The 6893-nt window shown below is 67.7% G+C and carries 3 protein-coding genes and 3 pseudogenes; 4 read left to right on the forward strand and 2 right to left on the reverse strand.

Going from position 1 to position 6893, the window contains the following annotated elements; genetic code table 11:
* Positions 1 to 813: 813 nt before the first annotated feature.
* Positions 814 to 1170: a LytR/AlgR family response regulator transcription factor gene (locus tag ABT078_RS42115; protein ID WP_351237716.1), complete on the reverse strand. Its 357-nt coding sequence runs from the start codon at positions 1168 to 1170 to the stop codon at positions 814 to 816.
* A 571-nt stretch (positions 1171 to 1741) separates the two neighbouring features.
* On the opposite strand from ABT078_RS42115, the gene ABT078_RS42120 reads away from it, so the two are divergent.
* The 3 genes and pseudogenes from ABT078_RS42120 to ABT078_RS42130 form a co-directional block, all read left to right on the forward strand.
* On the forward strand, positions 1742 to 3250 hold the full coding sequence (locus tag ABT078_RS42120) for a transposase (protein ID WP_351237718.1): 1509 nt from the start codon (positions 1742 to 1744) through the stop codon (positions 3248 to 3250).
* Between the two features lie 72 nt (positions 3251 to 3322).
* Positions 3323 to 3577: pseudogene (locus ABT078_RS42125) on the forward strand (sensor histidine kinase); the annotation flags it as partial.
* Between the two features lie 42 nt (positions 3578 to 3619).
* Positions 3620 to 3769: pseudogene (locus tag ABT078_RS42130) on the forward strand (ATP-binding protein); the annotation flags it as partial.
* 114 nt (positions 3770 to 3883) lie between these two features.
* Here the strand turns inward: ABT078_RS42130 and ABT078_RS42135 are convergent.
* A pseudogene (locus tag ABT078_RS42135) lies at positions 3884 to 5249 on the reverse strand (dipeptidase).
* 414 nt (positions 5250 to 5663) lie between these two features.
* Here ABT078_RS42135 and ABT078_RS42140 point away from each other — a divergent pair.
* Positions 5664 to 6692 (forward strand): DUF4331 family protein, encoded by a 1029-nt coding sequence (locus ABT078_RS42140; protein ID WP_351237722.1) that lies wholly within the window; start codon positions 5664 to 5666, stop codon positions 6690 to 6692.
* Positions 6693 to 6893 lie beyond the last annotated feature (201 nt).

Raw genomic sequence — 6893 nt, forward strand, 5'->3', positions numbered from 1 at the left:
TCAGCCCCAGTCGTGGACCCGCATACCCAGGCCGTGCCCTCATGATCCACCTATCGAAGGAAAGGATCGAGACGCCCTTGATGAACAATTTATCCTTTTTCGGGTCGGGGGACTCGCGGAAGGGAGCCGCCCTTGCGCTCGCCTCGGCGACATCCAGCTCGTCCTAGAGCCGGTCAAGCCGGCGTTCTGCAGGAACCCGGTGAGGTTGTGGCGGCTGAAGGCGGTGCAGAGAGTCCGGTCGTGGATGTCATCTTGCGGCCCCCGGTCTTGGACGTCTGCGGGGACACCGGTGATGTCCAGGTGCATCACGTACGAGCTCTCGCCGACCTGGCCCGCGCCGGATGGCGCACCGGCCACCCGTATCGGCCATGGCCGTGGGTGGTGAGCCTGGCGCGGCACGGACCGGCTCAGGTGAGGAACTCGTCGCGATCATGGCATGTGGGGCGGCACCGGGCGTGCGCCCGGACGGAGGGCCAGAGACAGCGGCCGGTCCAGGCGTGGCAACAGTGCCACCCAGGCCGTTCCGTACGAAGGCCACGCCGGTGGCGACGCCGGTGATCTCGATGGCGAACGCAACGGGCCACAGAGGCGGCGGCGAAGGCCCGATCCACGACAGTCCGGTTGCCGCAGCCCACGAGGGAGTCGACGGGGTCCGGACCGGCCAGTTCGGCGATCGGCACGGCACGGCGCTTCGCCAACGGATGGTCGGCCGGCACAACGAGAACGCACCGAGGTGGTGAGGTCGGTCAGCGGGATGCCTGCCGGGCACGGACCGGGCGGGAGACCGACGAGTGGTCGCGGCCCTGGAATATCTCAAGGGCTAAGCAGCCCGGCCAGGTCAGTGTCGTAGAGCAGGTCCTTCGTCACGAAGGCATCCACCCCTGCAGCAGCCAGTTCCTCCCCCGACCATGGCGACCTATCGGTCGATGTCAGGACCACCCGCGGGGGATGCGGGCCTTCCCGCAGAACTCTCGCAACGGACATGCCGTCCTGGTCGGGAAGGTGGACGTCGAGCAGAACCCCGTCGGGGTCGTGCGCGCGCACAGCGGCTATAGCAGAGGCGCCATCGGCACACTCGGCCACGACGTGCAGGCCGCGCGCCCTCAGGAGCGCGTAGGCCACCTGCCGGAAGCCGGGATCATCGTCGACAACCAGAACGTTTACCGCCACGTACCCCAGATTGGGGCAGCAGGGAGTACAGGGCCATAGGGCCAACCCCACGTTTCCGCCCAGACCGGCGGGTGGACGGTGCGGTGGAGGGAACGGCACACCACCCGGTCCATATAAGCCTTGCACCACCTCGTGCTTGGTCAGCCGCACCAGTCCAGCGGAGGAGCCCGGCCTCTCTGCTCTGGTCGTCGCAAGCAAGGCGCGTGGTCTCCAGCTACGGCCGACGGTGCAACAGGGACGTTGCGCGCCCTGAGCTGGCGGAAGCTTTAGGCCATGACTCGGCAGCTGGGCCCCGCGTGGCCCGCCGCCCCAGGATCGGCGGGCCGGCACCTCGGAAGGTGCCCACGCGAGGTAAGAGGAACCTATGCTTCCACAAGCCAAAACGGAAGACCCTTTTCCTCTTGACCCCCACGTGCAGACGCATCCTGAACCGTTCACCTGATAACCGGAGGAGGCCCCGGCCTTCAGGACTTTGTTGGCGGATTCGGTGATCGCCCTTGGTGATCTTGTTTGTTCGGGCAGTCTGGCGGTGGTTCGGTTCCATCTCGCGGGGAGGCAAGGAGGGGCTGCGATGTCGCTGCGCCCTGTGCCTGCTCCGTCTGTTCCTGAGGCCACCGCGCGGGTGGCGCGGGCCGCGTTCCGTAAGAGTTGTCTGGCCATGCGTATCCGGGATGAGCTCGGGCCGTTGTTCGAGGACGAGCAGTTTGCTTCGGCGTTTCCGCGGCGGGGTGGTCCGGCCTGGTCGCCGGGTCAGCTGGCGATGGTCAGTGTGCTGCAGTTCGCGGAGGGGCTCACCGATCGGCAGGCTGCCGATGCGGTGAGCGGGCGGATCGACGTCAAGTACATGCTCGGTCTGGAGCTGGAGGATCCCGGGTTCGACTTCTCGGTGCTCAGCGAGTTCCGGGATCGGCTGATCGCGCACGGTCTGGAGGAACTGGTCCTGGATCGGTTGCTGGAACGGGTGGGTGAGCTGGGGCTGGTGCGGGCGGGTGGCCGTCAGCGGACCGACTCCACGCATGTGCTGGCCCAGGTGCGGACGCTGAACCGGATGGAGTTCGTCGGCGAGACCCTGCGTGCGGCACTGGAGATGCTGGCCGTTGCAGCGCCGGGCTGGCTGCGGCAGGTCGCCGCACCGGAGTGGTTCGAACGCTACGGCAAGCGCATCGACTCCTTCCGCTTCCCCAAAGGGGCCGGCGCCCGCCGGCAGTGGGCGCTGACCGTGGGACACGACGGGTTCGCGCTGCTTCAGGCTCTCTACGAACCTCACGCACCGGGCTGGCTGCGGGAGCTTGAGGCGGTACAGGTCCTGCGCAATGCGTGGGTGCAGCAGTACCACCGTGACGGTGAGGGGGTGCGCTGGCGGGAGGGCAAAGACCTCCCGCCAGGCAGGCTGAGGCTGTCCAGCCCCTACGACACCGACACCCGCTACAGCATCAAGCGCGGCGCGGGCTGGGACGGCTACAAGGTCCACTTCACCGAGACCTGCGAACCGGACGCACCGCACCTGATCACCCATGTGGTCACCACCGACGCCACCGTCCCGGACGCGCAGGTCACCGAACCCGTCCACGCCGGGCTGGCCCGACGCGGCCTGCCACCCGACATCCACCTGGTCGACTCCGGCTACACCTCTGCCGCGCTGCTGGTGTCCGCCGCCAGGCAGGGAATCGAGCTGATGGGGCCGGTCTTCGCCGACACCACTGCACAGGGCCGGGCCGGAGACGGCCTCGACCAGGATGCTTTCAGCGTCGACTGGCCGGCCCGCGCGGTCACCTGCCCCCGCGGCCGGATGAGTGTCAGCTGGTCCGCACAGCGCAAAGCCAGCGGCACCGAGATCGTCCGAGTCCACTTCGCCAAGACCGATTGTGATGCCTGTCCGGTCCGCGCCGCGTGCACCAGCGCCGCCAACCACAAGGACGGACGCAGTCTGACCCTGCTCAACCAACCCCAGCAGCAAGCTCTTGACCAGCGTCGAGAGTCGGCGTGCCCGGCCTCGCCGGTGGCGGGCACGGTCTGCAGAGCCTCGGGCAGGGTGATCTCCTCTCGCGCCCTGGTGCCGTCGTCGAAGGCAGGCCCATAAGGCCGTACGGGAGGAGTTGACGACGGTGGCGGCGATGGCGCCGTCGTCGGCGCTGTTGAATCGAATGCGCATTTCATCGTGGCCGAGGCCGTGACGAACGCGGTCAAGCACGCCCAGGCGTCCCGGATCGACATCTCCCTCGAACTCGGGGAGGTCCTGCGGATCCGAGTCGTTGACGACGGTATCGGCGGCGTGGACGAGACCACGGCCGGCAGTGGTCTGACCGGGCTGACGGACCGCTTTGCCGCCTTCGGCGGTACGTTGACCATCGAGTCGCCCCCAGGCGGCGGCACCTCGATCCTGGTGCAGATCCCGATACCGGCCTGACGCGCCCTGAAGACACAGTGTGGTGTTGGCCCCATGACCCGCAGGCCACCCCGGACCTTCGACGAAGGCGGGCGTGGACTGCTCCTCGTCGCAGCCCTCACCCAGAGCTGGGGTAGCCGGCAGATCAACACCGGCAAAACCATCTGGTGCGAGCAGGCGCTGCCCTGCGGCACCACGACGCCGCACGAATGACCAACGCCAGGGTGGCCGTCGGCTGGTCGAATCGGACTGATCGCCCCGGAAACGAATAGGCGGGCGACGGGAATCGGAACCACGTGGCTGGTTTGGAAGATAACGCCCACAACCTCACCCAGTGGCTGGGCACCCGGCCGGGGGAGTGCGGTAGTGGCGCATGAAGTGGGCCTCAGCGACGCTGAGGCGCTGCAGTTCGTCGACGGAAACGCTTTCGTTCACGGCGTGGATCTGGGCCTCCGGTTCGCTCAGCCCGATCAGGAAGGTTTCGGCACGGGGGTATAGCGAGGCGAGGGTGTTGCACAGCGGGATTCCACCCCCGAAGCCAGCTATGTGCAGGTCGCGCCCGTGATAGGCCTCTCGCATCGCCTCGGCCATGGCGGAGTACGCCGGGCCAGAAGCGTCGGCGAGGAACGGCTCCCCCTGGGCGAGCTGCTCTACGGACACGCGCGCGCTCCAGGGGGTGTGCTTCTCGATGTGCGCGGTCAGTAGTTCCGTGGCCTGCGCGGCGTCGTGCCCCGGCGGGATGCGCAGGCTGATTGCTGCCCGTGCACTCGCCTGGATGGACGGAGTGGCGCCCACGACGGGAGGGCAGTCGATGCCCATCACGGCGACGGACGGCCGCGCCCAGAGCCGATCTCCGACGGAACCGGCGCCGACAAGATCCACCCCCTCCAGCACCCCGCCGTGGGTAGTCCAGGCCCTCCCACTCGCCCTCAGCCTGCAGTCCTTCGACGTGCGGGGATCCGTCGTCGGCTACCAGCGAGTCCAGAATTTTGATCAGCGTGGTGAGGGCGTCGGGCGCCACCCCTCCGAACCGGCCGGAGTGCAAGTTGCTCCGGAGGGTGTCTACTTGTATCCGGAGCATCGTGATCCCCCGCAGTGACGCGGTGACCGTCGGCATTCCGAGGCGGAAGTTGCCGGCGTCGCCGACCAGGGTGACGTCTGCGGCAAGCAACTCCGGGTGAGCCTGCGCGTAGTGCTCCAGGCCGCCACTTCCTTGCTCCTCGGAACCCTCGACGATCACTTTGACGTTCAGTGGCACCCGGCCGTGGGCCTTGAGCGCGCGCAGAGCCAGCAGATGCATGATCACCGCGTCCTTGCATTCCGCCGTTGCGCGTCCGTACCAGCGCCCGTCGCGTTCGGTCAGCTCGAACGGTGGCGTCGTCCATGCGTCCTCGTCGAGCGCCGGCTGGACGTCGTAGTGCGCGTACAGCAGGACGGTGGGAGCCTGCGAGTTGGCCGTAGACGGACTGATGGCTGTCGGGCATGTCCAGGACCGTGACGTCTCGGAATCCCTCGGCGCGCAGGGCGTCGGCGACCCAGGCGGCGGCTTTCTCGCATTCGTCGGGGGAGAGAGCGCCGGATCCGCGACCGACCTGAATCTGACGAGTTGTGCGAGTTCGGCCCGCGCGCGCGGGATCAGCGACGCGACGGTGTCGGCAATCGGGTCGATGCGCAACAGAGAATTCCTTGGCATGAGAACAGGAAGTATGTGCTCGCGCACTGTCCATGCAGAGGGAGTAGGGCCTTTGCTTTGCCGAGCCTCCTGGGCAATCACTGCGGAATTTCCGAGTGGCGGATCTGTCGACGATACCCCGACCAGGTGACGGGTGACTAGCGGCGATGCGGCCGAGTTGGTCTGCGGGTACGCCCGTGGGGTTAACCCCACATCGTCCCTTGAGCGGACACCACGCTCTGGCTCGGGATTCCGGCCAGTCGTGTTTGGAGGCTGCTCGACAGAATCCGCCGTGCGTTTTCGCGAGGATGACATGCAAACAGGGCCAGAGCTCACACAGGGACGAAGAACCCTGGCGAGGGCGGAACGCGGATTTCTGAAAGCGTCGCCCTCGCATGCCATCCGGATCAGTCACGCAAGAATGCGAGTGCGAACATGTCTCATCACCTTGACTCCCCCATCGCCCGCCAAGACCCCCGGCTGGACATCACCGACTTCTACCTCTTCCGTGGCGAGCGCGGGACTGTCTTCGTCCTGAACGTTTCCCACTCGCTCGCGGGCGAGGACATCCCCCGGGGCTTTCACCCCGAGGGCCGCTACGAGTTCAAGGTCGACGCCAACGGCGACGCCGTGGAGGAAGTGACTTACCGCTTCACCTTCGGCGAGCCTCGGCAGGACGGCGCACGGCCGTACAGACTGCACCGTCTGACCGGCGTCCAGGCCGAGGACCCGTACGCGAACGGCACGGTGCTCGGTGAGGGTGTCACCGGCGCCACCACCGTCCTGGAGCGCGGGGCGCGGGCGTGGGCCGGCAAAGCCGGCGACCCGTTCTGGATCGAGCCGGACGTCCTGCACGCGATCGGCAAGGCGGTCAAGGAGGGTACCCGCATGGACCTCGGTGAGTGGACCCCCTCGCAGGCCGTCAACCTGTTCGCCGGTCACACCGTTTACTCACTCGTCCTGGAGGTCTCCGACAGCGAGCTGGTGGAGGCCGCGGGCAGCAGGAGCATTGGGGCGTGGGCGCTGTCCAGCCTGGCCACCGACGCCGGTGGCTGGCGGCAGATCAACCGGGCGGGCCTGCCCATGATCCACCCGCTGTTCACCCAGCTCGACGAGCACCTTGGTGACCACCTCAATACCGGTCGCCCGGCCGACGACCCGGCCATCTTCGGCGCCCTCGCCGCCGAGATGGTCGCGGGAACCGTCCGCGCATACGGCACGGCGGAGGACCCCGAGGCCTACGGTCGTACGGTCGCGGCAAAGATCTTCCCCAACGTGCTGCCCTATACCGTCGGCACCCCGGCCGTGTACGGCTTCGCAGAGTGGAACGGGCGCTCCCTGACGGACAACGCCCCCGACGTGATGTTCTCCCTCGCGATCAACACGCCGGTGGCGCTCGGCATCACCAAGGACTCGATCACCTCGAAGCCGTCCGACGCCTTCCCGTACGTGCCGACGGCCTGACCCCTTGACACGCCGGCTGGCACTGCCGCCCCGTGCCGGTCGGCGTCACCACTCATGCGCGAAGTTCCGGCCAGGGGTAATGTCGCCCGAGGCGTGCCCCGTCGCGTGATGCTTGTCAGCGCCCGCGGCGAGGACACCCTGGCTGGACCGAACTCCCGCGGTGACAGCCGGAGCAGTGGGATATGGGGTAATTGGCAGCCC

It is taken from the genome of Streptomyces sp. NPDC002133, assembly GCF_040296405.1.
Classification (GTDB): Bacteria; Actinomycetota; Actinomycetes; order Streptomycetales; family Streptomycetaceae; genus Streptomyces.